Source organism: Pseudonocardia hispaniensis (assembly GCF_042658695.1).
Taxonomy (GTDB): Bacteria; Actinomycetota; Actinomycetes; order Mycobacteriales; family Pseudonocardiaceae; genus Pseudonocardia; species Pseudonocardia hispaniensis.
The window spans coordinates 139,513-164,629 of sequence record NZ_JBHSQW010000039.1; the positions used below are offsets into that span (position 1 = coordinate 139,513).

A 25,117-nucleotide genomic window follows, 5' to 3' on the forward strand; every position below is an offset into this window, starting at 1 on the left:
GCTTCAACGTGACCGCGGGCATCGGCATCCTGGAGCGCGCCTCCCCGATCTTCCAGGACTTCTTCCCCGACGCGACGAGCCCCGAGGCGCTCGCCGCCGCGGCGGCGGGTTTCGTCGCCATCCTCTCCCTGGCGAACGCAACCGGCCGGTTCCTGTGGTCGACGGTGTCGGACTTCGTCGGTCGCCGGAACATGTACCGGTTCTACCTGGGTGGCGGCGCGCTGCTGTACCTGACCGTGACGCTCACGACCAACACGAACAAGGCGCTGTTCCTGGCCTGCTGCATGCTGATCCTGTCGTTCTACGGAGCCGGGTTCTCCACGGTCCCCGCGTACCTTCGCGACCTTTTCGGCTCGTACCAGGTCGGCGCCATCCACGGCAGGCTGCTCACCGCATGGTCGACGGCGGGGGTCCTCGGGCCGGTGATCGTCAACGCCGTCGCCGACGCCCGGATCGGGGCGGGCGTGAGCGGACCTGCGCGCTACACGACGTCATTCTCGATCATGATCGTGCTGCTCGCGGTCGCGTTCGTGTGCAACGAGTTGATCCGGCCGGTCCACGAGCGGTTCCACGAGCCGGCGCCGGCCGCGAGGGCAGCGGGTTCCGGCCGCCCGCGGTCAGCCCGACGACCTGGGTACATCGAGGCGACGACCGTCCTTCGCCGAGAACAGGTGCACATGTCCCGGCCGCGGCATGACGTGGATCAGTGATCCCCTCTGCGGAGGACGGCGGCCGTCGACCCGCGCGACGATCGGATGCTCCTGCGGGCCGACGGTGGCCGTTCCGTAGACGTAGGCGTCGGCGCCGAGCTCCTCGACGACATCCACCGTGACCGGCAACCCGGACGCGGCCAGTTCGAGGTCCTCCGGCCGCACGCCCACGGTGACGCGGTGCTCGCCGGTCGCGGCGAGCACCGCGCGTTCCACGCGGTAGGTGGTCCCGCCCAGGTCGATGCCGCCGTCGACGGCGGTGACATCGAGCAGGTTCATCGCGGGTGACCCGATGAAACCTGCGACGAACACGTTGGCGGGCTGGTCGTACAGCGCGCGCGGCGATCCGACCTGCTGGAGCAGGCCGTCCTTGAGCACGGCGACCCGGTCGCCCATCGTCATGGCCTCGACCTGGTCGTGCGTGACATACACCGTCGTCACCCCCAGCCGCCGCTGCAGCTGCGCGATCTGGGTCCGGGTCTGAACGCGCAGCTTGGCGTCCAGGTTCGACAGTGGTTCGTCCATGAGGAACACCTGCGGCTGCCGGACGATGGCCCGGCCCATCGCGACGCGCTGGCGCTGACCACCGGACAGCGCCTTGGGCTTGCGCCCGAGATAGGGCTCGAGGTCGAGGATCTTCGCGGCCTGCTGCACCCGGGAGCGGATCTCGTCCTTGCCCACCCCGGCGATGCGAAGGGCGAAACCCATGTTGTCGGCGACGGTCATATGCGGGTAGAGCGCGTAGTTCTGGAACACCATCGCGATGTCCCGGTCCTTGGGCGGGATCTCCGTCACATCTCGCTCACCGATGAGGATTCGTCCCGCGTCGACGTCCTCGAGGCCGGCGAGCATCCGCAGTGAGGTGGACTTACCGCAGCCGGAGGGCCCGACGAGGACCAGGAACTCGCCATCGGAGATCTGCAGGTCGAGTGCGTCGACGGCGGGTTTCTCGGTATGGGGATAGACCCGGGTCGCCTTGTCGAAAAGTACCGTTGCCATGGGTGCTCCTCACATCCACGGACGACTGTTCGCACTGGTCTGCATGCTCTTGACCTCCAGGAACTCCTCGAAGCCCCATTCGCCGAACTCGCGCCCCAGCCCGGACTGCTTGTACCCGCCGAACGGCGCGAGCGGGTTGAAGGCGCCGTCGTTGATCCGCACCATGCCTGCCTGGATCTGACCGGCAACCCGCATCGCGTCGGACTCGTCCGCGGACCAGACCGCGGCGTGCAGCCCGTAGACGGTGTCGTTGGCCAGTTCGATGGCCTCGTCGGCCGAGTCATAGGGCTGGATGGCCAGCACCGGGCCGAAGATCTCCTCCTGCGCGATGCGCATCGTCGCGGTGACCTCGGAGAAGACCGTCGGGGTCACGAAGAACCCGGTGGCGAGGTCCGCGTCGAGTTCGGGAGCGTCCGGGCCACCGGCGACCAGCTTCGCGCCCTCGTCGATACCCGAGCGGATCAGCGCGACGATGCGATCCCGCTGGACGGCCGAGACCACCGGTCCCACCTGCGTGGCAGGGTCGAGCGGGTTCCCCACGACGGCCTTCGACGCCCGTTCGGCGGCGATCTGCTCGGCCTCGGCGAGCCGCCGGCGCGGGACCAGCAGGCGGGTCAGCGCGTCGCAGCGCTGACCGTTGTTGATCAAACAGTCGTCCACGGTGGACACGACCGCCGCTTCCAGGTCGGCGTCCTCGAGCACCAGGCTCGGGCTCTTGCCGCCCAGCTCCAGCGTCACCTTCTTGATCTGATCAGCGGCCAGCTCGCCGATCCGCCGACCGGCGCGCGTCGAGCCGGTGAACGACACCATCGCGACGTCCGGATGCCGCACGATGGCCTCGCCGACCTCGGGACCTGTCCCGAACACCACGTTGAAGACGCCGGCAGGCAGCCCGGCCTCCGCCACGATCTGGCCGAGGATGACCGCCGTGAGCGGCGCGACCTCGCTCGGCTTGACGACGACCGTGTTCCCGGCGGCCAATGCGAAGGCGCTCTTGACGGTCACCAGGTGCAAGGGGAAGTTCCACGCCGTGATCGCGCCCACGACACCCATCGGCTCACGGACGACATGGGAGTTGTCGAGCACCCGCTCGAAGGGATAGCTGGTCGCGATGGCCGCCGCGGTGCGGAAGCTGTGGACCGGGGTGACGCACTGCAGGGTGCGGCTGAGCCCGATCGGGCAGCCGACCTCACTCGTGATCGTCCTGGCAAGCTCCTCCCGGCGCGCCTCCAGACCGTCGGCGATGGCCCGCAGGTACACCGCGCGCTCGCCGGGTGACAGCGCACGCCAGGACGGCAGCGCGGCCGTGGCCTCGGCGACCGCGGCGTCGACGTCGGCCTCGGTGCCGGCAGGCCCCTTCGCGATGACACGTCCGGTGCTGGCGTCGACGACGTCGATCAGCTCGCTGCCGGACGAGCGGACCCATCGGCCGCCGATGAAGTTCTGGTCATACCGGGCAATGGTCACCTCGTGCTCCTTCGCAGTGCTGGGTGGACGGCGGGCGCCGCCGGGCTCGGTGGGCTGAGCAGGATCGGCGGTTCATGTGCGGTCACGGGTGGCGGTGCGCCCGTGAAGAGCTCCACCTCGACGAGGCACGTGTGCGCCACCGGCCCCTGGGCCAGCTTCGAGGTGCCGATGTCGAGGGTGAGGACGTTCGGATTTCCATGCTTGTCCAGCGACCCGACCTCGCCCGGGCACGCCGGGTCGTACCAGGCGCCGGTCGGCAGCTGCGCGACACCGACGCGCAGTCCCTCGCTGAGGGTGACGACGGCGAGGCAGGCTCCCCGCTGGTTGAAGACGCGGACCAGGTCGCCTTCGCCGAGGCCGCGGTCGGCCGCGTCCTTCGGGTTGAGCCGGATCTGCTCCCGCTCCCCTGCCTTGCCCTCCCGGCTGAGCGGGCCGTGGTCGAACTGGCTGTGCAGCCTGGTGTCCGGTTGGACCGAGAGCAGATGCAGGGGATACCGCGCGGCCAGCGGCGAGCCCAACCATTCCGCGGGCTCCAGCCAGCACGGATAACCCGGGCAGTCGTCGTAGCCGAAGCCCGCGACAGTGTCGGAGAACAGCTCGATCTTCCCCGACGGTGTCGTCAGCGGGTGCGCCGAGGGGTCCTGCCGCAACGTCGCGAAGGCCACGGGCCCCGCCCAGCGCATCGGGATCTCGACGCCGCCGATCGTGCGGAACGTGTCGTAGTCGGGTAGCGCGATGTCCATGGCCGCGCAGGTCTCGACGGTGCGCTCGTACAGTTCCCGCACCCACTGGTTCGCGGTCCGCCCCTCGGTGAACCGGTCGCCTGCACCGAGCCGCCGAGCCAGCGCGGAGAAGATCTCGTAGTCGGTGACGACGCCCTCCGGCGCCGTGGCGACCTGGTCCATCGCCGTCAGCCACGGGTCGCCGACGCCGAGGGCGAAGTCCTCCCGTTCGAGGGACGTCGCGACGGGGAAGACGATGTCGGCGTGCTTGGCCATCGAGTTCCAGAACGGCTCGTGCACGACGACGGTGTCGGGTCGCTGCCAGGCGGTGAGCAGACGGTTGAGGTCCTGGTGGTGGTGGAAGGGGTTACCACCGACCCAGTAGACGAGCTTGATGTCGGGATACCGCTGGGTGGCGCCGTTGTAGTCGAACGACTGCCCGGGATTGAGCAGCATGTCGCTGATCCGGGAGACCGGGATGAAGGTCGGCACGGCTCGTTCCAGCTGCGGCAGCGCCGCGGCCGCGGAGAACCGGTCGTGCACGTGTGCGTTGTGCATCGACGAGAAGCCGGTGCCGATCCCACCGCCCGGCCGGCCCATCGAGCCGGCCATCGCGGCGAGCGCGATACCGGCCCAGTACGTCATCTCGCCGTGGTGTTGGCGCTGCAACGACCAGGTGAGCGTGATCAGCGACCTGGTCGCGGCCAACCGCCGCGCGAGCTCGACGATCGCGGCCTCGGCCACGTCGCAGATCCGCGCGGCCCAGCGTGGCGTCTTCGCGATGCCGTCGATGTCGCCGCGCAGATACCGGGCGAAGTGTTCGAACCCGACACAGCAGTGCTGAACGAAGTACCGGTCGTAACGGCCCTCCTCCAACAGGGTGTGGGCCATCGCCAGCATCATCGCGACGTCGGTGTGGGGACGCAGCGGCAGCCAGGAGGCGCGCAGCGCGGCCGCCGAGTCGTCCCGCGAGGGGCCGACGACGACGAACTCCACACCGGCCTCGGCGCAGGCGTCCTGCCATCGGGCGTTCAGGTGCGCCCCGACGCCCCCCGGGTTCACCTGGACGCTGCGCCGGGGCAGCCCACCGAATGCCACGACGAGCCGGGTGTGCTCGGCCACCTCCGGCCACCGGGTGACCGACCGCAGGAACCACTCGCGGTTTCCCACGATATGCGGCAGCACGACCTCCTCGGCGGCATGCGAGTAGGTGTTCACGGAGCGGGTGTAGCCCCCGATCGCGTTGAGGAAGCGGTGGACCTGCGACTGCGCGTGGTGGAAGCGGCCGGCGCTGCCCCACCCGTACGAGCCGCCGAAGATCGCCTCGTTCCCGTGCCGGCCGCGGACCCGGTCGAGCTCACCCGCGACGAGATCCAGCGCCTCGTCGTGGCTGATCTCGACGTACGGGTCCGCCCCCCGATCGCCGCTCGGGCCCGGTCCGTCCCGCAGCCAGCCCAGCCGGACGGCGGGCCGCCGGATGCGGGCCGGATGGCGCAGTGCACCGACGTAGTTGCGCCCGATCGGCGAGGGATCGGCGTCCTGCCCGGTGCCCCGGACCTCGACGACCTCGTCGCCCTCGGTCCGCACCAGGTAGCTGCCCCAGTGACTGGCCGTGCGGCCGCTGCGTCGACCCATGGTTCGCTCCGCGGTCCGGCCCGTCAGTCCCGCACCGGGTGGGCCGGTTCCAGAACCCCATCGACCCGGCGGGGGATCCCGAGCGGGTTGGCCTCCTGCAGAGCGGGCGGCAGCAGGGCGTCCGGCCAGGACTGATAGGCCACCGGACGCAGGAACCGCCGGATCGACGAGGCACCGACGGAGGTGAACAGCGAGCACGAGGTCGCCGGGTACGGCCCACCGTGATGCTGGGCCCAGCCGACCGCGACCCCGGTCGGGTAACCACCGAAGACCACCCGCCCGGTGCGCCGCGTCGCGACGTCCCGTACGCGGGTGATCAGGCCGATCTCCTCCGCCCCGGCATGCAGGCTCACGGTCAGCGACGGCGGCACGGCCTCCAGAACCTGGATCAGCTCGTCCTCGTCCCGGTAGCGGACGGCCAGTGCCGCGGGGCCGAAGCACTCCGTCAGCACCGACCGGTCGTGCAGGACGGTCGCGGCGTCGGTCTGCGCCAGCACCGCCTCCGCGAGGGTGCCGGCGCCGTCGGGTCGAGACCCGCGGGCGGCCTCCTCGACCCGGGTGGTGCGCAGGAGGCGCTCGACACCCTCGTGGAAGGCGTCCCGGATGCCGGACGACAACAGGTACTGCGGCGCGACGGCGGTGATCTGGGCGCCGAGCCGGTCGAGCAGCGCGTCACCGGCGGCCCCGGCCGGGATCAGGATCACGCCCGGCTTGGTGCAGAACTGTCCGTGCCCGAGGGTGACCGAACCCGCGATACCCGCGGCGAGCTGCTCGGTCCTCTCCAACGCGGCCCCGGCGGAGACGATCAGCGGGTTGAGGGATCCCATCTCGGCGTAGAAGGGGATCGGGTCGCTTCTCGCGCACGCCAGGTCGAAGAGCTGCCGTCCGCCGGACTCCGATCCGGTGAAGCCGACCGCCTTGATGTGCGGGTCCTGCACGAGCGCCTGGCCTGCGGCTCGACCGAACGCCAGGCCCACGGTCTCGGCGGGCAGGCCGTGCGCGACGCAGACCTCGCGCATGATCCGGGCCACCGCCGCCGACAGCGCGGGGTGTGCGCCATGGGCCTTGACCACGACGGCGCAGCCTGCGGCCAGCGCCGACGCCGTATCGCCCCCGGCCACCGAGAAGGCGAAGGGGAAGTTCGAGGCCCCGAAGACCCCCACCGGACCGATCGCCACGAGCACCCGGCGCAGGTCCGGTGCGGGTGGCGTCGCGGCGGGGTCGGCGTGATCGATCGTCGCCTCGAAGCACGAACCCTCGGTCACGACGTCGGCGAAGAGCCGGAGTTGGTTCGTGGTGCGCGTCAGCTCGCCGTGCAGCCGGACCGGCCCCAGGGCCGACTCCCGGTCGGCGAGGGGAACGAGCCCGTCGCGGTTGTTCTCCAGCTCGGTCGCGATGGCCCGCAGGAGCTGGGCCCGCCGCGCCGGCTCGGTCGCGCCGAGTACGCCGGTGGCTCGCGCCGCCGCCCGGCACTGTGCGGCCACCTCGTCATCCGAGGTATGGGCGGCGACCGTTTCCACATTGTTTCCGGTCCGAGGATCGACCGATGTTACGAGATTCACACCTGTCTCTTCCGATACGAGATGGAGGGTCGCGACCGCTACCGAAAAGTCGTTTTACCTAAACGCTGGAGAATGCCGTCGGCACATTTCAGCGCCATGGCACCGATCGTGCTCGTGGGGTTTACCGCCCCACCGGTGGGAAAGGAGGACCCATCACAGATGTACAGGTTCGGGACGTCCCACGCCTGGTGGGTCGCATCCGTCACCGATGTCGTGGGGTCGGTGCCCATTCGCGCCGTTCCCATCAGATGCCACGCGGGCGGGAGGTACGTTCGGTTCCCATCCATGAAGCGGTTCACCTTGATGTCATGGGCACCGGCCGCCCGACCGATATCCACGGCACGGTCGCAGGCGAAGGACAGCAGCGCCTCGTCATTCGGATGCAACTCGTAATGGACGTACGGGGCCGGTATCCCGTCACTGTCGGTGAGTACCGGATCCAGGGTCACTCGGTTGTCGGGATGGGGCAGGTCCTCGCTCTGCACGAGAATCGCGAACCCCTTCGAATAGTGCCGCTCGAACCATTCGTGGTGTGCGTCACCCCAGGGCGCAACATTGCCTGAATGCGAACCGGCCGCCTGATAACCGGGACCGTTCATCCCGCAACAGAGCAGGGTGAAGCCGTTGACGAACCCACGTGCGGCGTCGGTTTCCGCGAACTCCTCGGAGTATGCCGCGGCGCAGATGACACCCTTGTGCGGCTCCACGATCTCGTCGGTCCAGACCTCGACGATCGCCAACCCGTGGAACATCAGGTTGCGGCCCACCTGGTCGCTGGAGTTCGCCAGTCCGTTGGGGTGGCGTTCGGACGCGGAGTTGAGCAGCAGCCGCGGGGTGCCGATGCCGTTGCAGCACACGACGGTGAGATCGGCCAGTTGCCGGTACCGCCTGCCGCTCGCCCGGTCGACGTAGATCGCGCCGATCGCCTCTCCCGACGCGCCGGTGAGGATGCGCTCGACCCTGGCCCCGGTGCGCAGGTCGGCGCCCGCGGCGACGGCGCGCGGCCAGTACGTGTTGTGCGAGCCGGCCAGCGAGTCCCGCGGGCATCCGCTCTGGCAGTCTCCGCAGTAGTTGCAGGCGGGCCGGCCGCGGTAGTCGCGAGAGTTGACCGCCATCGGGAACGGCCACCAGTGCCAGCCGAGCCTTTCGCACGCCGACGCGAACCGCTCCCCGCGCTTCCCCAGCGGCAACGGCGGGTTGGGGTACGCCGACCGAGGTGCGGCGCCCGGATCGCCCGCCAGCCCGCTGGCGCCCATGTCCGCGTCGTTGAGGTCGTAGTACGGCTCGAGATCCTCGTAGGTGTATGGCCAGTTGGGCGACAAGCCGTGCTCGACGTCCTTGACGAAGTCCGACGGGCGGAACCGAGGCCACGCGGCGGTGTAGATGGCGGTGGAACCGCCGACCGCGTTGAGCATGAGCGGCTGCAGACCCGGCGTCCCGATCGGATAGTCGGTCTCCCACCGGCGCCGGTTCGGCGAGGTCGACCAGTCGAAGGCCCGGCGCAGCTCGTAGTGGCGGTCGGCGTGCGGGCGTCGCTCACCAGGGATCCACTGACCCTGTTCGAGGCAGACCACATCGACGCCGGCTTCGGCGAGCGAACAGGTGATGGCCCCACCTGCCATTCCGGCACCGATGACCAGCACCTCGGCGCGCGGCATGTCCTCGATGCTGTCGGCATTCATCTGACACACCCCTCGGATACGCGGGTCACCTGCTCGGTGGGGATCCATACGCCGCGCCCGTCCTGCGGAACGCGACCCGGGTCGAACGAGTCCATCCGGTATCCATCCGGCTGCGGGGCCTCGTTGAGATCGTGGCCCATCCTGCGCAGGACCTCGATGACCGCGGGTTGCGCATAGTAGGCCAGATAGATGACCTGGCGGAGGGTTCCGAACCCAGGAGGATCGTCCCTTTCCAATGCGGCGAGGGCGGCATCCTGAGCCTCCGGAGACATTCTCCGGAAATCCTGCGCGCCACTCAACCGAGCCAGCGCCGCCGCCACTTCGGCCGTTTCGGCATCGCGCAGTTCGGCGATCACGTCCTCACCCATACCGATGGCCGTTGCCGAAGGCCACGTGTCCGTGGCCGGGATCATTCGTTCGGCCGCGGCGTTCAACAATGCGGCGAGCTGCTCGGGACTAGACATCGTTGACCGGCTCGAGGATCTCGTAGGGGGACTCGGTCGGCCATTCGGGCAGCAGCGGAACGAACATGATGCCGCCGACGACACACAACCGGAGCACCTCGTCTCCGGTGTTGAAGACGCGGTGCTCGATGTTCGTCCGGTTGAGCGCGGCATCCCCGGCCCGGATCGGGTAGCGGCGGCCGTACTCCTCGATCTCACCCTGTCCGGAGATGACGTAGTACACCTCTTCGCAGTTGTGCCGGTGCAGCGGCGAATGACAGCCGGGATCGATCTCGACGACACCGAGGCACAGGCTCATGGCGTCGAACCCGGTCTCCGGATAGATCAGCTTGAGGTCCCGGACACCGGTCCGCCCCCCGGCCTCCATCGGCGCGCCCCGCAGAAAGTCCGCGGGGCTGATGGTGACGCGGGTGTCTTGCTGCGCGGTGGCCGAGTCCGGGTCGATCCGGGGCGCGGCTGCTGCGCGGTTCATCGCTGTCTCCTCTGTTCATGGTGCTTGTCGGTCCGGTGCTGTTCGGTGTGCTGCCGGAGAAATCTCATGGCGTCCTCGAGGTGGTGCAGCATCGCGAGTCGCGCGGCCTCGGCGTCCTTGGCCGCGATCGCCTCGAGAATCGCGAGGTGCCCGTTGATCGCCCGTTCGATCTGCCCGGGGACGCTCAGCGAGACCCGCCGTTCCACGCCGGACCGCTCCTGCATGAACTCGACGAGGCTCTTGACGGCGTCGTTGCCGAGACTCGCGCCGACAACCCGGTGGAACTCCGCGTCTGCCGCGACCGTCGCGAGCCGGTCGCTGCGGGCGGCGGCGTCGCGCATCTGGTCGATCGCGAAGCGCATGCGGGCCACGTCGTCCTCGACGCGCCGGGCGGCGGCCAGCGCGGCCGCACCGGGTTCGACGAGCATCCGAAGCTCGAAGAGCTCGACCACGTGCAGGTCGTTCTCGAACCACGTCGCCGCCTGTTCCGGCTCGACGGGGTCGGGGACCCGGGCGAAGGTGCCGGCACCGGGGCGGGTCTCGACGTAGCCGATGGCCTGCAGCACGCGCAGCGCCTCGCGCAGCGAGACCCGGCTGATCCCGAGCTGAGCGCACAGGGTTCGCTCGCCCGGCAGCCGCGTGCCCGGTGGGATGGCGCCCGTGTCGATCAGTTCACGAAGCTGGTCGACCGCCGCGGTCCACAGCGGCTGCGGGGTGAGTTGGGTGAACTTGGGTTCGCTCATAGCACCCTATGTTTCTCGATCACGGCCGGATCGGGGCGAGGGGCGAGACCGGGTTCCGCGGATGGCCACGCCTGGCCGTCCTGGATGTCGACGGGCTGGGTGAGCAGGTCGGATCGCAACGGCCACGGGCTGACGTCGCGCAGGATCGGCGCCGGGGAGCCGGCGATGGCGCAGAGGGTGAGCATCGCCGAGAACCCGATGTCCGAGGCGTAGTGGTGCGGGCTGTACTGCAGGCCCCGGTCCAGCGCCGCCCGCGCATAGTCCAGCGCGGTGAGCAGTCCTCCGCAGCGCGCGAGGTCCGGCATCACGTAGCGCACCGCCCCGGATCCGACCAGGGCCAGCGCCTCGGCCCGCGTGTAGCAGTTCTCCCCGGCCGCGAGCGGCACCGGCGAGATGTCGCTCAGCTCGACGAGCCCCGCCAGGTCGTCGCGCGGCAGCGGCTCCTCCAACCAGCCGAGGTCGAACTCGGCGAGCTTGGGCAGCATGGCCGCGGCGGTGGCCCGGTCCCAGCCCATGTTGACGTCGGCCAGGATCGTGGTCCGGGCCCCCAGGGCGCGCCGGAAGGTCGCGAGCTGGGCGAGATCGGTCTGCTCACCGAAGCCGACCCTGACCTTGACGCTGCGATAGCCCTCACCCACGCACCGCACGGCTTGTTCCGCGGCCGCGTCCGGGCCGCCGGTGAAGCCGACCGCATACAGCGGAACCGCCGCGCGCTCTCCCCCCAGCAGCTCCCAGACCGGTGCGCCCCGTGACTGTCCCCAGGCATCGAGCAGGGCCATCTCCAGCGCGCCGATGGCGCCGCTGATGCCGACCGGGGACCACAGATGCCGCAGCCGGGCCATGCTCCGCTCGGCGTGGGCGATGACGGCCGCGATCTCGTCGATGTCGCCGCAGGGTTCGCCGGTCACGAGCGGCGCGAGCCCCCGGTCGACGGTCGCGTGCCGCTCCTCCAACGACCACAGCGGGAAGGTGACGCTGGTCTCGCCCCACCCGTCCACGCCGTCGGAGGTCCGCACGCGCACCAGGCCGACGTTGCGTTCGGACGCCATGCCCCAGGAGAAGGTCGCCGGGGGGTCGAGTGCCGATCGCAATCCGACGAACTCGACCTGCTCAATGGTGGTCACGGTGCACTCCAAGACTAGGAACTGCTACTTCACGCCGCCGCTGGTCAACCCACCCACCAGCCACTTCTGCAGCAGGGTCGCGGCGAGGTAGACCGGAACCATGGCGGTGACGGACGCCGCCGCCATCTGGCCGAACTGGACGCCTCGGTCGCCCTGGAACAGGGAGATCGCGACCGGCAAGGTCTGCGACTCCGCTCGCTGGGTGACCGTGAGGGCGAAGAGGAACTCGTTGTAGTTGAGGATCAACAGGATCGTTCCGGTCGCGACGAGTCCCGGCGCGAGCAACGGCAGCACGACATGCCAGATCGTCCGGAGCACGCCGGCGCCGTCGATCTGTGCCGCCTCCTCGATCTCGTGCGGGATCCGCTCCACGAAGCCGTGCAGCAACCAGGTCGCGACCGATACGTTGACCAACCCGTAGATCAACGCCAGGCCGAGTGAACTGTTGAGCAGCCCGGCGTATCGCAGCAGGAAGAACATCGGGATGACGGCCACCACCGGCGGTGCGACGAACGCCGAGAGCACGAATGTCGGCAGGAACTCCCCGCCCGTTCGATAACGGACGATCGCATAGGCCACCGGGGTGGCGATCGCCAGGCTGAGCACGGCCCCGGCGATCGCGGCCACGACCGAGTTGACGCCGTAGCTGAGGATCGGCATCCGCTGCCAGAACGCCGGCCAGTTGTCGGTCGTCAACCGGCCCGGCAGAACGCTGCCGGACAGCACCTCGCTCTGCGGGGTCAGGGTGAGGATCCCCAGGTACAGCAGCGGGACGACGGACGCAGCGAGCACGACCGCGAGCAGGAGTCGGCGGACCACCGTCGTGCCCCGCCGGGTTCTCCTCGGCCCGGCGTCGACTCGCGTTGCCGCGGACCGCGTCGACACGGCCGGTTTGGGCATCGAAGCGGTTTCTATGGGTGACATCGCATCTCTTCCTGGTTCACCATTTCGCCCGCTTGTTCAGCAGCATCACCGGAATCGTGACAATGGTGATGAGAACAACCAGCAGCAGCGTCATCGCGGCGGCATAGGAGACATCGAACTCGCGCAGCGCCGTTCGGAAGATCAAAAAGCTCGACAACATCGTGCTGTCGCCGGGACCGCCCGCGGTGAGAATGTACACCGGATCGAACAGCTTGAAGGACAGGATGAGCTTGATGAGGAATACCGAGGCCAACGTCGGCGTGATCATCGGAAGGGTGATGAATCGGAACGTCTGCCAGGCGTTCAGACCGTCCAGCTGCGCGGCCTCGTAGACATCTTTGGGCAAGGTGAGCAGACCCGCGTACACCAAGAGTGCCACAAATGGTGTCCATTGCCACGTCTCCGCGAAGGAGATGGTGACGATCGCCCAGGTGGGCGAGCCGAGTAAGGACAGCGGCTGGTCGATCAGTCCCACGCCGCGAAGAACGGCGTTGAACACCCCACCGTTCGGATCCAGCAGCAGTTTCCACATGACCGCCGCCATGACCGGCGGGGTGAGCAAGGGCAGCAGGATCAGTGTGCGGACGACCGCGACCCCCCGGGTGAGATCGCGCAGCAGCACTGCCACGCCGAGGCCGAGTGCCACCTGGACGAGGGCGCTGGCAATCGCGACGAGCGTGCTGCGCACGAGCGAACCGGTAAAGATGCCGTCCTGGATCGCTCGGGAGAAGTTCTCCGCGCCGACCCATTCCTGGAATGGTCGGCCCAGTGTCGACTTCGATACGCTCGCGGCCAACAGGTAAACGAGTGGGTAGATCGACACCACGAGGCCGGCGAGGATTGCCGGGCTGGACAGCAGCCAGCCCGCCCTCGCCTGCCGCCTCGCTCGGCCGCTCCGGCTACCGAGCTGGCCGACCAATGATCCGCTCCCACTCCGTCTGGGTGGACCGCAGCGCCGATTCCGGTGTGCTGTTGCCCGCGATCATCGCGGCGAGCGCGTCGGAGAGGGACTGCATCAGCACCGGGCTCTGCGGCGAGGTCGGCCACACGAGGGCACCGTCGAGCGATGCCGTCGCGACCGCCTGGACCTGCGGCGCAAAGGTCCGGTACTCCGCAGCCGACAGCGTGGACCTGCGGTTGGGGTCGATGCCCGAACCCGTGGTCGTGATCAGGCGCAGGTTGGTCTCGCGCGAGGTCGCGAACGTGACGAACTGCTGGGCGAGCTCCTTGTTGGGTGCCGCGCTGGAGACGTTCAGGCAGAATCCGGCGTCCAGTGCGGCGACGCTCTTCGTCGCGCTCCCGCCGGTCGGCAGGGTGACCACTCCCCATTTACCCTGGATCTTGGATTTGCTCGGGTCCTCGGCGAAGACACCCAGATCGGTCCAGAACTCCATGAAGGCGACCTGGCCGCCGAGAAAGGCGGCGAGGGCCTGGTCGAAGGCAGTCTCGGCCGGGGTGGGCAACGCGTGCGGGACGACCTCGAGCAGAGCCTGAGCGGCACCGAGCGCCGCCGCCGAATCCAACGCCGCAGATCCGTCGGCGTTCAGGAAGGTTCCCCCGAAACCGGCGAGCCGGTTGGCATAGGTGGAACCGAGAATGATCGGTGCCTTCTGCGCCATGAGCGCGGCTCCGTAGACCCCCCGGCCGCTTTCCGCCTGGGTGATCTTCTTGACCGCTGCGGCGTACTGGTCCCAGGTTGCCGGGGGCGCCACGCCGTTTCGATCCAGGATCTCGCGGTTGTAGAACAGGACCTGGGTGTCGCCGTCGAAGGGCAGACCGTATCGCTTGCCCTGGTAAAGCGAGTATGCGTCGTAGATCGACGGGATGAAGTCGCCGGTGTCCACGTTCGTGTCGCCGAGGAGATCGTCGAGTGGGTCGATGATGCCGCCTTCGGCGAGCGCTCCGACCGAGACGTACCAGGAGTCGAACACGTCGAATTCGGCGGCGCCGGACTGGACGTCGAGCGTGGCCTTCTGCTGAAGCTGGTCGTAGGGCACCAATGTCACGTTGACCGTCGCACCGGTCCGCTGCTCGAACTCCTTCTTCAGGATTTCCGAGGCGCCGGCGTGCGTTTGCGGGAAGAGCACGCTGAGGGTTTTCCCGTCACCCCCGCCACCGCCCTTCGAGCCGCTTCCGCACGCGGACAGACCCAACGTGAGTGCAGCCATTCCGGTCAGGCCGAGGAGACGCCGACGCGACAGCTCGAGGCGGCCGCCGATGACCGACGCGCCCCTGAGGGGTGGGTTCACAGTCAATCCCTCCGAGAGAGGCAGCAGTTCGAGGCGATGCAGGGCCCAACCACCCGCCGAGTCACGCAGCCCGGCTCTGGTCTGCTGGACAACTGGTCATACCAGTTGGCGGAGAGTTCAACATCTGGCCCCCGCGCTGTCAAGTGCCCGGGATGACGACCCGACCTCGCTGCCCACCCTGTACCCGCGCCGCTCACCCTGCACGGAGCGACAACCCCACGGCAACGCGCCCCCTCGTTCACCCCGTCAGGTGGATCTCGCCTGCCGGGTGGCAAGGCCGTCCCTCGACGATCACCGCCGACATGGTCCACAGGCTCACCCGGACACATATCGTCGACATATCGAGAACCGGATACGGGCTGGCAACACCACGCCCCCTTGACTGATGGCATGAGCTACAGCGAACCAGCACGAACAGCGGTCCCCCGCACCCGATCGCTGGCGTCGTCGCGGCCTTGCTCAGCCGTCCCAGCACGTGGAATCACGATCTATGGGTGCGGACAGGACGAGGCAACCTTGTTTCGAGAGCTGGCCGCTCATTTTGGCGTGCAGCCAATAATCACCGAGGCAGCGGTATCTGAAGCCAACATCGACCTGGTCCTCGGAAATCGATGCATCAGCATCGGCCACAAGACTCGAGTTTCGAATCCCACGCTGCTCGCACTCAGCCGGGCCGGCGTGCAGTACATCTCCACAAGAAGCATCGGCTACGATCACATCGACGTGGAGTACGCGGGGAGCGTCGGCATCTCCATCGGCAATGTCACGTACTCATCCGACAGCGTGGCCGACTACACACTGATGCTGATGCTGATGGCATTGCGCCACGCGAAATCCATCCTCCGCCGCGCCGACAGTCATGACTACCGACTGAACGATACGCGCGGCAAAGAGCTACGCGACCTGACCGTCGGCGTGGTCGGAACTGGACGAATTGGCGCGGCAGTCATGGAGCGGCTACAGGGATTCGGCTGCCGCGTACTGGCCTACGACCTGCACCCTACGGCATCCGCCAGTTACGTGCCGTTTGACGAGCTGCTGCGGAAGAGCGACATTGTCACGCTCCATACCCCGCTGACCGCGGACACGCACCATCTGCTCACTCATCAACATATTGCGCAGATGAAGCACGGCGCGTTCATCGTCAACACCGGACGCGGTTCACTTCTTGACACCGACGCCCTTATCCCCGCACTGGAAAGCGGCAGATTGGGTGGTGCGGCGCTGGATGTCCTCGAAGGCGAGGAAGGAGTCTTCTACGCCGACTACCGAAACAAGACCGTCGCAAGCAAGGCACTGTTACGACTCCAACAGCTACCGAATGTTCTCATCACTCCGCACACCGCCTACTACACCGACCGCGCACTGAGCGACATGGTCGAAAACAGTCTCATCAACTGTATAAGCTTTGAACGCGGGGAAGCCGCATGAACAAGTTGAAGGTCGGCATCATATTCGGCGGCTCCTCCGAGGAGCATCCCGTCTCCGTCAAGTCCGCCCAAGAAATCGCCAAGAACCTCGACTTCGAAAGGTACGAACCGATCTGGATCGGCATTACGGCCAGCGGTACCTGGAAACTCTGTGACGGCCCAGACGTGGGTTGGGAGAGCCGCAACTGCCGGACGGCTGTGTTATCACCGGACCGGAACGTGCACGGCCTGCTGGTCCTGGAGCAGGCGGAGTACGAAACGGTCCGCCTTGACGTGGTGTTCCCCGTTCTCCACGGCACGCTCGGCGAGGACGGTGCGATCCAGGGCCTCTTGGAGCTCACCGGCATCCCCTATGTCGGCTGCGACGTGCCGAGCTCCGCCCTGTGCATGGACAAGTCCCGGGCCTACACCGTCGCCAAGAGCACGGGAATCGCCACACCGAACTTCTGGGTCGTCGCGGGGAACGAGAAGGCCGCCCCCGACCAGCTTCCTTATCCAGTCTTCGTGAAGCCGGCCCGCTCGGGTTCGTCTTTCGGCGTCAGCAAAGTAACCGGAGAGGAGGACTTGCCCAGCGCGCTGGACTGCGCACGACAGTACGACTCGAAGGTCCTGATCGAAGAGGCTGTGGTCGGCAGCGAGGTCGGCTGCGCAATCCTAGGGGAGGGATTCGACCTGGTCGCAGGCGAGGTGGACCGTGTCGCACTCTCGCACGGATTCTTCAGGATCCACCAAGAGGACTCACCCGAGACGGGCTCGGAGAATTCGACGTTCATCGTACCCGCCGACATCTCCGATGAATCGCGCCGACTCATCCAAGACACCGCCAAGGCCATCTATCGCACCTTGGGCTGCAAAGGGCTCGCCCGCGTGGACATGTTCCTCAAGGAGGACGGGCAGGTGGTACTCAACGAGGTCAACACTATGCCCGGCATGACCTCATACAGCCGCTATCCCAGGATGATGGCCGCCGCGGGTCTGCCGCTGTCCGGCGTGATCGACCGACTCGTGTCGCTGACTCTGCACGGGAAAGAGTGATGAACGACGACTTCGTCTTCGTGGACGAACTGGTGCCCGGAATCCGTTGGGACGCCAAGTACGCCACCTGGAACAACTTCACGGGAAAGCCGGTGGACGGCTATCTGGCGAATCGAATTGTCGGTACCCGAGCCCTATGCGCAGGTCTACAACGAGCACAAGAGCATGCAGCATCCCTCGGCTTCGGCTTGCTGCTTTGGGACGGCTACCGTCCGCAACGCGCCAGTGACTGCTTCCTGCGCTGGTCAGAACGGCCGGAGGATGGCCGGACGAAGCTGCAGCACTACCCGAACATCGATAGATCCGAGATGTTCGAGAGGGGATACGTGGCCGTCAGGTCGAGTCACTCCCGAGGCAGTACCGTCGATTTGACTCTCTATCACCTCGCTACCGGCGAACTTGCCCGCATGGGCGGTGACCATGATCTCATGGACCCCATTTCCCAGCACGGAGCAGGAGGAATCACACCGACCGAGACCAGAAATCGTCAATACCTTCGCTTCATCATGGAGGATAGCGGATTCGACCGGTACGACGACGAGTGGTGGCACTACACCCTGAAGGACGAACCATTCCCTGACACCTATTTCAACTTCCCTGTCACAACGACGGCCAACAATCTTGCAGCCTGATCGAGATGGGCAACAGCGATCCACCGCAGACGGGCTGACCGCTTTCGTCCGACGGGGAGCGCGACGACCCGACGGAGGTAGGCCCGACGGCACCGCACGTCGTTGTCACCGGTGGCCACCCCACCCCGCCCTGGATCCGGAGCGCCGGACGCGGATGTCGTGGTGGCTCCGCGCGCGCTCACGACGATCACCGAGCGGTGGGTAGCTGCACCGTGACGCGGAGCCCGCCGGCGGCCCGGGGGCTGAGGGTGAGGGTGCCGTCGTGTGCTCGGATGATGCTCTTGACGATGGCGAGGCCGAGTCCGACACCGGCGTGGTCGGTGCGTATGCGTTCGGCACCGCGCTGGAACGGTTCGGTGAGTGTCGAGAGCATCTGCGGGCTGAGCGTGCCGCCGGTGTTCTCGACCGTGAGCATGACGGACTCGGGCCGGACGGCGGTGGTGACCTGCACGGTGCCCTGTTCTGGCAGGTTGTGGACGATGGCGTTGTGCAGGAGGTTCGTGGTCATCTGCAGCAGGAGAGCGGGTGAACCGCTGGTGGGAGTGATGTCGGCGGAGGTCTCGATGGTGACTCCGTGCTTCTCTGCGAGGGGGAGGAGTGTCTCGGTGGCTTCTTCCGCGATGAGCGACAGGTCGACGTGTTCTCGGGCGAAGGATCGCTGGTCGGCGCGGCTGAGCAGCAGTAATGCTTCGGTGAGGTCGATCGCCCGGGCGTTGACGGCGTGGAGCCGGTCGACGAGTTCGCCCGGGTCGCGGCTCGGATCCTTCCGGGCGAGGTCGAGGAGTGTCTGGGTGACCGCCAACGGCGTACGCAGCTCGTGGGCGGCGTTGGCCGCGAACCGCTGCTGCTCGGCGACGTGCGCTTCGAGCCGTGCGAGCATGGCGTCGAAGCTGTCGGCGAGTTCGCGGAACTCGTCGTGACGGCCTTCCAACTCGATCCGATGGGCGAGCGACCCCGTCGCGGCCCTGCGTGTGGCGTTCGTGATGCGCGTCAGGGGAGCGAGCATCCGTCCGGCCAGAAACCACCCCCCGACGAGACCGAACACCAAGAGGAAGGCCAGCACCACGACTGTCGCGGGGCCGAAGATGCTTGGGCCAAAGTTGCTGGGGTCGAGGATGCGTGGGAAGTTGGAGAACCTAGGAACGAGGCTGCTGGCGGGATAGCCTCGCAGTAGGAACAGCCACACGATGGCGAGTAGCAGTGCGCCGGCGAGTATGAGGAAGCCGGCGTAACTGAGGGTGAGCTTGAGGCGGACGCTCAAACCAGGCGCCCTATTCACCATCGCCTTTCCCGCCTCCGGCCGCTGATCCTGTGTCGATGCGGTAGCCGACACCGGCCACGGTGGCGATGATCCAGGGCGTGCCGAGCCGCTTGCGCAGGCCTGAGACCGTGATGCGCACGGCGTTGGTGAACGGGTCGGCATTCTCGTCCCACGCCCGCGCCAGGAGCTCCTCGGCGCTGATAACACCGCCTTCGGCAGCGACGAGGACTTCGAGCACGGCGAACTGCTTGCGGGTCAGCGCGACGTAGCGGCCGTCGCGGTAGACCTCCCGGCGGAACGGGTCCAGACGCAGACCTGCGATCTCGCGCATGGGCGGCCTGTGGTGCCCGCGCCTGCGGTCGAGCGCTCTGAGCCTGAGCACGAGCTCCTGCAGCTCGAACGGCTTGGTGAGGTAGTCGTCGGCACCGAGCTCGAACCCGGAGGCCTTGTCGTCGAGCCGGTCGGCAGCGGTGAGCATCAGGATCGGCATGCCGCTACCGGAGGCGACGATGCTTCCGGCGATCTCGTCACCGGAGGGCCCCGGGATGTCGCGGTCGAGGACGGCGATGTCGTACGTGTTGACGCTCAGCAGCTCCAGCGCGGTGTGGCCGTCACCGGCGATGTCGGCAGCGATCGCTTCAAGGCGCAGCCCATCGCGGATTGCCTCCGCCATGAAGGGCTCATCCTCGACGACCAACACACGCACGGTCCCCATCCTAGGAGCCAGCGCATATCGTCAGCCTATCGAAAACCATCGACGGCCCGACAACATCACGCCCCCTTGACTGGGCGGCATGGGTCAAGCTCCAGCACGACCGAGAACCCGCGGGACCCTCGGGCCCGCCGCCATCGGCCTGGTCGTCGTCGCGGCTGCGATCATCGGACACCTCGTCGTTCAGTCGGCATCGTCGCCGGCGCCCTCGTTCAGCGATGCCCTTCGCGGCGACCATCGTGGCACGACCGCCGAGGCGAACGGCGCCCTCCCCGACGGCGTGACGGTGTTCGACGATCGGTATCCCGGCGTCGCCGACCTCAACCCCGCTCTGCTCCAGGCCCTGCGCGAGGCAGCGATCGATGCCGCTGACGACGGTGTCGAATTCTACGTCAACAGCGGATGGCGCTCCCCCGAGTATCAGGATCAGCTCCTGAGTGAGGCGGTCGCCGAGTACGGCTCGGAGTCCGAGGCTGCCCGGTGGGTCGCCACCGCAGACACCTCTCCGCACGTGTCCGGGGACGCAATCGATATCGGACATTCCGATGCCATCGCCTGGCTGTCCGAACACGGTGCCAGATACGGGTTGTGCCAGATCTACCGCAACGAGCCCTGGCACTACGAGCTCCGCCCCGAAGCCACCGATCACCGTTGCTCGCGCATGTATGCCGACCCCACGCAGGACCCGCGGATGCAGCAACGACCGGGGCCCTTGGCCGATCCTGGCCCACCCCGAGGGCTTCCATCCGTCCACTTCGGAGCTCCTTCGGAGCGGCCGCAAGGAACGCAGCGGTGGCCCGAGCACTGACGTGTTCCCGTGTCGCGACCGCAAGTGGCGGTCCATCGTCCGATCGGGCCAACCGGCAGTACCGCGTGAAGATCATTGTCGCCCGTGGTGGCAGCGCGGTGTCGTACAGCAGGTTCAAGCAGTGCAGGTCAGAGTTGGTCGATGTGGCCACTCGGGCGCGTGCGCCGCGGGATCTCCGGGGTGCGCAGGGCGATCCCCACGGATCGTGCGGCGCTCACGACCGGTGCAGCGGGGTGAACAGCTCCTGGAAGAGGTCGGGGGTCGCGGCCGGGCTGGGCTCCGGATCGACGATGTAGAACTCCGTTCCCAGCCCCATCGCGAACATCGCCTCGGGCATCGTCAACATGAAGTGGTCGGGCCCCATCTGGCTGGCGTGCGCCTGCATCGACGCGCGTTTGACCTCGACGAAGTCGACGGCATCGACCCGATGGGTGATCTGTGACTCCGGTTTGCCGAAGCTCGGCACGTCGATCCGCGGCGGCTCCCAGCCGTTGGGAAGCGTCCGGTCCTTCGCCATCTGGGCCATCCCGCGCAGGAACCAGTCGCGGTTGATCGTGCCCTGCGCGACGACCGGAACGGCGTTCAGATCGGCGGCCCGCCGCCCGACTCGATGCACCTGGATGTGATCAGGATGCCCATAACCGCCGTTGTCGTCATAGACGGTCAGGACATCCGGCTCCTCCTCGTCGAGGATCACGGCGAGCCGCCGCGCCGCGTGCTCGACATCGGCCTGCCAGAAGCAGTACGGCGCATCATTGCTCGGCTCGCCCATCATGCCGGAGTCGACGTAGCCGAGGAACTCCACGCGGTGGGCGCCGATCGCCTTCGCCGACGCGAAGCACTCCGCCGAACGCCGCACCGCCAACTGCTCGCCCTCGCCCAGCACACCGGGAACCGGTTCCCCCAGCTCACCGCGGGTGGCGAAGACCAGAACGACGCGATGCCCGGCCGCCGCGGCGCGGGCCAGCGTGCCGGCGGAGCTGATCGACTCGTCATCGGGATGGGCGTGGAAGCTCACGATTGTCCCCACGCCACGAGCCTATCCGGCCGGCGGGCGGGAGCATCGATCACTGCGCTGTGCGGCTGGTCAGCTCCGCCGCCGGTACTCGCCGGGGGTGGCACCGACATGCTTGCGAAAGGCCCTGGTCATATGGCTCTGGTCAGCGAAACCACAGGCAGCCGCGATCTCGAGCAGCGACATGTTGGTCCGGCTGAGCAGCGTCTGGGCCCGGTCGATGCGCTGCCGCAGCAGGAACGCGTGCGGTGTGGTTCCGGCCGACGCCCGGAATCGACGTGCGAAGTGGTAGCGGCTCAACGAGACCGAGGCAGCCAGGTCGTTGAGCGAGATGTTCTCGGCGAGATGGTCCTGGATGTAGTCGCGCACGGCACGTTCCTGCTGGAAGGTCAGTCCGTCGCTGCCGCCCCGCTCACGGAACAGCACATGCGCGTGCCGGCGCAGGATGTGCACCGACAGCTGACAGGACAACGACTGCACCAGCAATGAGCTTCCGGCGCCGCCGTGTGCGGCCTCCTGCGCGATGAGCATCGCCGTGCGGTGGATGGCGGGATCGTCCGCCTTGAGGACGTCCTGGAGCTCGACATCCTGCACGTCGCGTTCGTACATCTGACGGCATGTGGACGCGAGCTCGTCCTGGGTCAGGTACACGTGCACGACCTCGATATCGCTCGGCCACACCCAGTGCGAGTCCGCGGCCCTGGTGAGCAGCGAGACGTCCCCGGGACCAAGCGTGACGTCGCTCCAGCGGCCGTCGAAGCAGCGGCGCATGGCGGTGGTCCCCCGCAGGTACGCGACGATCATGTAGTCCCGCATCGGCGGCACCTGCACATCCGAGGCGGCGTACCGGTAGCCGCGGACCGACACCCCGTCCCAGCCCCGGTCCGGGCTGTGCACGGTGAGTCGGCCCGGGACCCAGGTCGGAAGCTGGTCGGGATCGATCAGGCTCGGTGCCGCTGCCATCGAAGGTCGTCCTCCGCGTCGAGGCCGGCTGTTCCCTGCTGGGCAGTGCCGCTCAGGAAGCCGAGCTGGTGGGCTGACGCTCGCTGAGCATATTCAGCCTCGCGCACATGTCGAGCCGGACCGTGGCGATCGCGCAATTCTGTTCAACGGATCCGATCGATTCTTCAACGCCCCACCGCGTCACCGCAGTGCTCCGTCCTGCACATTCTCTCGCCGATCGACAGGACAGCAAGATTCTTCTAAGCGGCCCGGAGATCGTTCTAGGTTCCCTCCGGTCTCGGCGTGCAGCATCGCGGCTCACCTGGCGGGCGTCGTGGTCGGCGCCGGAGCCCAACGACGGGAGTGCACCATGACAGATCAAGTGGCGGCCCCGCGCGAGCGCAACTGGGTCGCGCTCGACGCGGGCGGGACGATGACCGACGCGGTCATCGTCAGCGCCCAGGGCGAGTTCGGGGTCGGCAAGTACCTGACGAACAAGCAGGACGAGTCGATCAGCTTCATCGGCTCCATCGCCGACGCGGCGAAGCTGCGCGGCCAGGAGCTGTCCTATGTGCTGCCGCACAGCGAGGTCATCGTCTACGCCGGCACCATCATGCTGAACACGCTGCTCAGCAAGACGGGGTCGAACGTGGGCCTTCTGCTCACCCAGGGGTTCGAGGACTACCTGCTGATGGAGAAGGCCGAGGGCGGCTGGCTCGGCTACCCCTACGCCGACCGGCTGCACACGGTGACCCACCACCACGACGACCCGGTGATCCCGCGAGACCGGGTGTACGGGGTGCAGGGCCGGATCGACCTGTTCGGCCAGGTCGCGGTCCCGCTGCGGGAGGACGACGTCCGGGCGGCCGCCCGCGAGCTGGCGGCGGCGGGCGTCGAGGCCATCGGCGTGATGTTCCTGTTCTCGCACATGAACCCGGAGCACGAGCAGCGCGCAGCCAAGATCATCGCGGAGGAGGCGCCCGGCGTCTCCGTGGTGCTGAGCTCGGCGATGGCGCCGACGCACAAGGAGTACACCCGGCTGGCCAGCGTCGTCGCCCAGTCCTACGCGGGTGAGCGGGCCCGCAAGCATTTCCGGTCGGTCGAGGCGAAGGCCCGCGAGGACGGGTTCAACCGCGAGGTCTCCACGCTGCTCGCGCACGGCGGCACGGTCCCCGTGGACACGCCCCGGCTCTACGAGTCGTACGTCTCCGGCCCGGTCGGCGGCGTGCTCGGCGGGCACTACATCGGCGAGATCATCGGCTCGGACAACGTCGTGTGCTGCGACATCGGCGGCACGAGCTTCGACGTGGGCATCGTCCGCGACGGCACGATCCCGATCACCCGCGAGCCCACGCTGCTGAGCTTCCGCACCAACATCCCGATGATCCACACCGAGTCCATCGGCGCCGGAATGGGCTCGGAGCTGGGTATCCACCCGCTCACCGGCAAGCTCACGATCGGCCCGCGCAGCGCGGGTTCCGACGTCGGGCGCTGCCTGAACTGGCCCAACCCGACGATCACCGACTGCCATCTGCTGCTGGGTTACCTGGACCCGAACAACTTCCTCGGCGGCGATGTGCCGCTGGACCCGGACGCCGCCCGGGCCGCCCTGGAGCCGATGGCCAAGCACTTCAAGACCGATGTCCTGGAGTTCTGCGAGCGGGCCCACCAGCTCGTCACCGAGTCGATGCGCGAGTTCCTGGCCAACATGCTGCGCGGCCGCGGGTACACCACCCAGGAGTACTCGATGCTCATGTACGGCGGTGGCGGCCCGCTCGGGTTGTCCGGAGTGGTCGACGGGCTGGACTTCAAGGAGATCATCACCTTCCCGTTCGCCGCGGTGTTCTCGGCCTTCGGCGTGCTGTGCGCGCCCCGGCGCTACCGCTACCACCAGGCGACGATCGCCGCCTGCCCCGCCGGTGACGACGACCCGTCGCGCGCGGTGAAGGGTGCCGCGGTCGAGGCGATCAACGCCGCATGGGCCTCGCTCGAGGAGCGGGCGCGGGCCGACTTCGCCCTGCACGGCTGGGACTTCGACTCGGCCACCCTCACCCGTTCCGCGTACGTCCGGTTCACCAACCAGCTCTCGGACTTCGAGGTCCCGTGGGACGGCGAGCGGCTGGAGTCCATCGAGGACCTGCACGAGCTGATGCGCAGCTATGAGCGCGTCTACACGAGCATCTACCCGAAGCAGGCGCTGTACTCCGAGGTGGGCTACCAGATCCTCGAGCTCGCGCTGTCCGCCGACCTGGCGACCCCCAAGCCCGCCGTCCCGATCCTTGAGCTGCGCGGCCGCACCCCACCGTCCTCGGCGGTCAAGGGTCGGCGGCCGGGGCACTGGCGGGGCACCGACATCACCTTCGACATCTACGAGATGGACGAGCTCCAGGCGGGCAACGTGATCAACGGTCCGGCGGTGATCGAGCACCCGGCCACCACGCTGCTGATCCCACCGACCCACCACGTCGAGTTCGACAGCCGCCGCCTCATCCACTACCGCGCCGGGCTGGCCTGATCCGTTCCTGCTGA

The 25,117-nt window shown here is 67.9% G+C and carries 22 protein-coding genes; 6 read left to right on the top strand and 16 right to left on the bottom strand.

Features of this window, described 5'->3' with window-relative positions; genetic code table 11:
- A partial coding sequence (locus ACFQE5_RS19730; RefSeq protein ID WP_379587097.1) for an MFS transporter occupies positions 1-710 on the top strand: 710 nt, incomplete at its 5' end.
- On the opposite strand, the gene ACFQE5_RS19735 is transcribed toward ACFQE5_RS19730, so the two are convergent.
- The 12 genes from ACFQE5_RS19735 to ACFQE5_RS19790 form a co-directional block, all read right to left on the bottom strand.
- Positions 618-1,709 carry an ABC transporter ATP-binding protein gene (locus tag ACFQE5_RS19735; RefSeq protein ID WP_379587099.1) on the bottom strand — a complete coding sequence of 364 codons (1,092 nt, stop codon included), beginning with the start codon at positions 1,707-1,709 and terminating at the stop codon, positions 618-620. The two genes, ACFQE5_RS19730 and ACFQE5_RS19735, sit on opposite strands and share 93 nt — an antisense overlap.
- 9 nt (positions 1,710-1,718) lie before the next feature.
- Complete coding sequence (locus tag ACFQE5_RS19740; RefSeq protein WP_379587101.1) at positions 1,719-3,176, bottom strand: aldehyde dehydrogenase family protein; 1,458 nt, start codon at positions 3,174-3,176, stop codon at positions 1,719-1,721.
- Positions 3,173-5,533 carry a molybdopterin-dependent oxidoreductase gene (locus ACFQE5_RS19745; RefSeq protein WP_379587103.1) on the bottom strand — a complete coding sequence of 787 codons (2,361 nt, stop codon included), beginning with the start codon at positions 5,531-5,533 and terminating at the stop codon, positions 3,173-3,175. Before ACFQE5_RS19745 ends, ACFQE5_RS19740 begins: the two co-directional genes overlap by 4 nt.
- 23 nt (positions 5,534-5,556) lie before the next feature.
- Complete coding sequence (locus ACFQE5_RS19750; protein WP_379587105.1) at positions 5,557-7,095, bottom strand: aldehyde dehydrogenase (NADP(+)); 1,539 nt, start codon at positions 7,093-7,095, stop codon at positions 5,557-5,559.
- A gap of 38 nt (positions 7,096-7,133) precedes the next feature.
- Positions 7,134-8,777 carry a GMC family oxidoreductase gene (locus ACFQE5_RS19755; RefSeq protein ID WP_379587107.1) on the bottom strand — a complete coding sequence of 548 codons (1,644 nt, stop codon included), beginning with the start codon at positions 8,775-8,777 and terminating at the stop codon, positions 7,134-7,136.
- A complete protein-coding gene (locus ACFQE5_RS19760) occupies positions 8,774-9,241 on the bottom strand; it encodes a gluconate 2-dehydrogenase subunit 3 family protein (RefSeq protein ID WP_379587109.1) in 468 nt (155 codons plus the stop codon). The genes ACFQE5_RS19755 and ACFQE5_RS19760 overlap by 4 nt, the downstream gene beginning before the upstream one ends.
- Positions 9,234-9,713 carry a dimethylsulfonioproprionate lyase family protein gene (locus ACFQE5_RS19765; protein WP_379587111.1) on the bottom strand — a complete coding sequence of 160 codons (480 nt, stop codon included), beginning with the start codon at positions 9,711-9,713 and terminating at the stop codon, positions 9,234-9,236. The genes ACFQE5_RS19760 and ACFQE5_RS19765 overlap by 8 nt, the downstream gene beginning before the upstream one ends.
- Positions 9,710-10,456 (bottom strand): FadR/GntR family transcriptional regulator, encoded by a 747-nt coding sequence (locus tag ACFQE5_RS19770; protein ID WP_379587113.1) that lies wholly within the window; start codon positions 10,454-10,456, stop codon positions 9,710-9,712. Before ACFQE5_RS19770 ends, ACFQE5_RS19765 begins: the two co-directional genes overlap by 4 nt.
- Positions 10,453-11,580: a mandelate racemase/muconate lactonizing enzyme family protein gene (locus tag ACFQE5_RS19775; RefSeq protein WP_379587115.1), complete on the bottom strand. Its 1,128-nt coding sequence runs from the start codon at positions 11,578-11,580 to the stop codon at positions 10,453-10,455. Before ACFQE5_RS19775 ends, ACFQE5_RS19770 begins: the two co-directional genes overlap by 4 nt.
- A 24-nt stretch (positions 11,581-11,604) precedes the next feature.
- Positions 11,605-12,399 (bottom strand): carbohydrate ABC transporter permease, encoded by a 795-nt coding sequence (locus ACFQE5_RS19780; protein WP_379587116.1) that lies wholly within the window; start codon positions 12,397-12,399, stop codon positions 11,605-11,607.
- Between the two features lie 121 nt (positions 12,400-12,520).
- On the bottom strand, positions 12,521-13,423 hold the full coding sequence (locus tag ACFQE5_RS19785) for a carbohydrate ABC transporter permease (RefSeq protein ID WP_379587118.1): 903 nt from the start codon (positions 13,421-13,423) through the stop codon (positions 12,521-12,523).
- Positions 13,404-14,753 (bottom strand): ABC transporter substrate-binding protein, encoded by a 1,350-nt coding sequence (locus ACFQE5_RS19790; RefSeq protein WP_379587120.1) that lies wholly within the window; start codon positions 14,751-14,753, stop codon positions 13,404-13,406. The genes ACFQE5_RS19785 and ACFQE5_RS19790 overlap by 20 nt, the downstream gene beginning before the upstream one ends.
- 480 nt (positions 14,754-15,233) lie before the next feature.
- Here ACFQE5_RS19790 and ACFQE5_RS19795 point away from each other — a divergent pair, with 480 nt between their 5' ends.
- The 3 genes from ACFQE5_RS19795 to vanX are packed head-to-tail and all read left to right on the top strand — an operon-like array spanning position 15,234 to position 17,850.
- Positions 15,234-16,184, top strand: coding sequence for a D-isomer specific 2-hydroxyacid dehydrogenase family protein (locus ACFQE5_RS19795; protein WP_379587192.1), 951 nt, complete (start codon positions 15,234-15,236; stop codon positions 16,182-16,184).
- The gene (gene vanA / locus ACFQE5_RS19800; RefSeq protein ID WP_379587121.1) at positions 16,181-17,218 is read left to right on the top strand and encodes a D-alanine--(R)-lactate ligase; all 1,038 of its coding nucleotides are present in this window, start codon (positions 16,181-16,183) and stop codon (positions 17,216-17,218) included. Before ACFQE5_RS19795 ends, vanA begins: the two co-directional genes overlap by 4 nt.
- On the top strand, positions 17,218-17,850 hold the full coding sequence (gene vanX, locus ACFQE5_RS19805; protein ID WP_379587123.1) for a D-Ala-D-Ala dipeptidase VanX: 633 nt from the start codon (positions 17,218-17,220) through the stop codon (positions 17,848-17,850). The genes vanA and vanX overlap by 1 nt, the downstream gene beginning before the upstream one ends.
- 187 nt (positions 17,851-18,037) lie before the next feature.
- On the opposite strand, the gene ACFQE5_RS19810 is transcribed toward vanX, so the two are convergent.
- Together ACFQE5_RS19810 and ACFQE5_RS19815 are read right to left on the bottom strand one after the other, a co-directional pair.
- Positions 18,038-19,129 carry a sensor histidine kinase gene (locus tag ACFQE5_RS19810; protein ID WP_379587194.1) on the bottom strand — a complete coding sequence of 364 codons (1,092 nt, stop codon included), beginning with the start codon at positions 19,127-19,129 and terminating at the stop codon, positions 18,038-18,040.
- Complete coding sequence (locus tag ACFQE5_RS19815; protein ID WP_379587124.1) at positions 19,122-19,817, bottom strand: response regulator transcription factor; 696 nt, start codon at positions 19,815-19,817, stop codon at positions 19,122-19,124. The genes ACFQE5_RS19810 and ACFQE5_RS19815 overlap by 8 nt, the downstream gene beginning before the upstream one ends.
- A 286-nt stretch (positions 19,818-20,103) precedes the next feature.
- Here ACFQE5_RS19815 and ACFQE5_RS19820 point away from each other — a divergent pair, with 286 nt between their 5' ends.
- A complete protein-coding gene (locus ACFQE5_RS19820) occupies positions 20,104-20,631 on the top strand; it encodes a M15 family metallopeptidase (RefSeq protein ID WP_379587126.1) in 528 nt (175 codons plus the stop codon).
- A gap of 214 nt (positions 20,632-20,845) precedes the next feature.
- Here the strand turns inward: ACFQE5_RS19820 and ACFQE5_RS19825 are convergent, their stop codons facing one another.
- Complete coding sequence (locus ACFQE5_RS19825; RefSeq protein ID WP_379587127.1) at positions 20,846-21,661, bottom strand: PIG-L family deacetylase; 816 nt, start codon at positions 21,659-21,661, stop codon at positions 20,846-20,848.
- A 57-nt stretch (positions 21,662-21,718) separates the two neighbouring features.
- A complete protein-coding gene (locus ACFQE5_RS19830) occupies positions 21,719-22,609 on the bottom strand; it encodes a helix-turn-helix domain-containing protein (RefSeq protein WP_379587128.1) in 891 nt (296 codons plus the stop codon).
- A 349-nt stretch (positions 22,610-22,958) separates the two neighbouring features.
- Here ACFQE5_RS19830 and ACFQE5_RS19835 point away from each other — a divergent pair, with 349 nt between their 5' ends.
- Entirely contained in the window at positions 22,959-25,103 is a 2,145-nt protein-coding gene (locus ACFQE5_RS19835; protein WP_379587129.1) for a hydantoinase/oxoprolinase family protein, read from the top strand.
- Positions 25,104-25,117 lie beyond the last annotated feature (14 nt).

Coding starts and splice junctions, on each gene's coding strand:
- ACFQE5_RS19760 (WP_379587109.1), bottom strand. CDS start 9,241: ATGTCTAGTCCCGAGCAGCTCGCCGCATTGTTGAACGCCGCGGCCGAA.
- ACFQE5_RS19765 (WP_379587111.1), bottom strand. CDS start 9,713: ATGAACCGCGCAGCAGCCGCGCCCCGGATCGACCCGGACTCGGCCACC.
- ACFQE5_RS19745 (WP_379587103.1), bottom strand. CDS start 5,533: ATGGGTCGACGCAGCGGCCGCACGGCCAGTCACTGGGGCAGCTACCTG.
- ACFQE5_RS19755 (WP_379587107.1), bottom strand. CDS start 8,777: ATGAATGCCGACAGCATCGAGGACATGCCGCGCGCCGAGGTGCTGGTC.
- ACFQE5_RS19735 (WP_379587099.1), bottom strand. CDS start 1,709: ATGGCAACGGTACTTTTCGACAAGGCGACCCGGGTCTATCCCCATACC.
- ACFQE5_RS19770 (WP_379587113.1), bottom strand. CDS start 10,456: ATGAGCGAACCCAAGTTCACCCAACTCACCCCGCAGCCGCTGTGGACC.
- vanX (WP_379587123.1), top strand. CDS start 17,218: ATGAACGACGACTTCGTCTTCGTGGACGAACTGGTGCCCGGAATCCGT.
- vanA (WP_379587121.1), top strand. CDS start 16,181: ATGAACAAGTTGAAGGTCGGCATCATATTCGGCGGCTCCTCCGAGGAG.
- ACFQE5_RS19835 (WP_379587129.1), top strand. CDS start 22,959: ATGACAGATCAAGTGGCGGCCCCGCGCGAGCGCAACTGGGTCGCGCTC.
- ACFQE5_RS19830 (WP_379587128.1), bottom strand. CDS start 22,609: ATGGCAGCGGCACCGAGCCTGATCGATCCCGACCAGCTTCCGACCTGG.